This window comes from Nocardiopsis halotolerans DSM 44410, from assembly GCF_000341065.1.
Lineage (GTDB): Bacteria > Actinomycetota > Actinomycetes > Streptosporangiales > Streptosporangiaceae > Nocardiopsis > Nocardiopsis halotolerans.
Window position 1 is genome coordinate 1 of sequence record NZ_ANAX01000170.1, and the last position, 2,173, is coordinate 2,173.

The window sequence follows — 2,173 nt, forward strand, 5'->3', positions numbered from 1 at the left end:
ATCCGGCGGCAGAACCAGCGCCCGCTGCCGTCACCTCGCAGGAACGCACTGGAGCAGGCGAAGTCCCTGCCGCACACCAGGACCGCTGTGTCCGAGACGGAGAGGCCACGGCCGGGAAGCGCTCCGGTCGTGGCCCGGCACACACGCCCGGTTCCGGGACCGGTGCGGATACCGCACCCTCGTCACCCCCACCCCTCCGAGCAGGGCTGGTGCGTCGATGACGACGGAGTGCGCGGAGTACGCCCCTACCTGTTCCATGATCCGAGTCGGAGGCCTCGCCGCCTTGAACGGGTCGAGGCCGAGCCGGGTGAGTTCGACGAGCTGGCCTCTGCGGTGAGGACCTGGCTGGACACACGCCGCTGAGCAACCCCCTTTTCACCTCGGGGAACCCCCGAGACGCTCAGCGGTAGTGCCGGGCCCAGCCGCCGGTCGGCCACGCGGCATGATGGCCCGCATGAGCCACGACGCCTGTCCACATCCCGCTCGGATCCCCGGCTACCACCACGATGGTTCCCTCAACTGGCGTCCGGAACTTCTGGACGAGAGGTTGTTCTGGGTGGTGCACCTCTACCCCGGTGCGCAGGGCGAGGGTGAGAGGTGGCTGTTCGGCCCGGACCGTACGTGGGACGACTACGTGCGCTTCCAACGCCGGGTGTGGGACAGGGCCGAGCTCCCGGCCTTCGCCGTTCCGCTCGCCAACGGTCACTGTCTCTACGTCGTCTACGGCATCGACGACGGGGATGCGGGTGTCGTCTACCTCCTCCATCATCCGGGCTGGGAGGAGGCCGACGTCATCGCCGTCTCCGCTGGGAACGGTATGGTGCCCGGCCTGTCCTGGCCGGAACTGGTGGCCGCTGTGGACAACGGCCCACCCGGCGCGGAGCACAGCGACCCCCACACCCGTCTTCTGCTTCTTCTGCCCGCCTGGGCCGACGACTCCGTGCCGCAGGGGGCTGTCCGCCGTCTGGCGGCGGCGCTGAGCGCACGCGTGGGCGTGGAATCCCCTGAACCGCTCGCCGCCGCCATCCTGGGGAGACAGGGGGAATCCGGCCCGGTGCACTGGACGACGACCGGTACCGGAGTCCGGACCAACGACGGAAGGTACTCCTTCCGTAACCCCGGCACCTCGTCCGCGTTGACAGGTGACAGCCTGGCCCGCGTGTCCGCCGCGCTCGCGCCGTGATGCGGTGCCCGTGTCCGAGGTGGCGGGGCTCTGGTGTGTGCCGGATTCGTCGGAGCCGTTTCTCTGGGTTCGGCGTCATTCCTGGGGTTTGAGCACATCGGAGGGGGTGTCCGGCGAGGTGGAGGCACGGTCGAGGCTGAAGAGCGCACTTGGAGCAACCGCACGGCTCCTGACATGCGAAAACCCCGGGTCGAGTGCCTCGAACGTGGCCTCTGACCTGGGGTTTCGGGGGTAGGCCCCCAGGGGCTCGAACCCTGAACCCACGGATTAAAAGTCCGCGTGCGTGCGGGTTTTATGCCCCGGTATGTGGTAGTTCGTTCCGATCCATCCGGGCGGCGGTGTCCCCCTACGCGCCACCGGAGACCGCCCCGTGTCACGGCGTCCCAGAACAGCCGAGCAATTCCCGAGCATTTCATCGAGTCTGCGAGGCACGGATCAAATCCGCTGGTGACTCGAGGCGGGCTTCCTGGAATTGGTTACGGAATCTCAGGTGTGGCCATGGAATTCATCACAATGGTGATCAAGAGTCCGGGTCTTCGTCTAGGCCTTTGATCCAGTCACGCACTTCGAGGGACTGTTCTAGCTTGGCCTGGTGTACGGCGGGTCGAATTTCCGCGAGGTGCTCGCGTATCCTGATCGCTTCGGTGATGGCCTCCAAGGCCTCCTCACGCCGTCCTAGAGCAGCCAGATCGGTGGACTGGTTGTTCAGGGATGTGGCCAGGTTGGGTAGGAAGGCGTCGGGACGCTGATCGGCCAGCGTGCGGTAGTGGCCGACGGCTTCGGTGATGGCCTCCAAGGCCTCCTCACGCCGTCCCACCTCCCCCAACCGGATGGACTGGTTGTTCAGGGACAAGGCCAGGTCGGGTAGGAAGGCGTCGGGACGCTGATCGGCCAGCGTGCGGTAGTGGCCGACGGCTTCGGGGATGGCCTCCAAGGCCTCCTCACGCCGTCCCAGATCAGCCAACCGGTTGGACTGGTTGTTCAGGGACA

General features: G+C 67.0%; 3 protein-coding genes. 2 read left to right on the forward strand and 1 reads right to left on the reverse strand.

The annotated features are described in order from the left end of the window. Together D455_RS35355 and D455_RS30290 are read left to right on the forward strand one after the other, a co-directional pair. Positions 1 to 363, forward strand: a 363-nt coding sequence (locus D455_RS35355; protein WP_241480245.1) for a hypothetical protein, incomplete at its 5' end; no start/stop codon positions are given. Between the two features lie 91 nt (positions 364 to 454). Beyond that, positions 455 to 1,183 (forward strand): hypothetical protein, encoded by a 729-nt coding sequence (locus tag D455_RS30290; RefSeq protein WP_241480246.1) that lies wholly within the window; start codon positions 455 to 457, stop codon positions 1,181 to 1,183. A 520-nt stretch (positions 1,184 to 1,703) separates the two neighbouring features. Here the strand turns inward: D455_RS30290 and D455_RS0113075 are convergent. After that, positions 1,704 to 2,173 (reverse strand): tetratricopeptide repeat protein (locus D455_RS0113075; protein WP_026122589.1); only part of this gene is annotated, 470 nt, incomplete at its 5' end.

Bases quoted from the DNA above. Each gene is read 5' to 3' on its own strand.
- D455_RS30290 (WP_241480246.1), top strand. From the start codon at position 455: ATGAGCCACGACGCCTGTCCACATCCCGCTCGGATCCCCGGCTACCAC.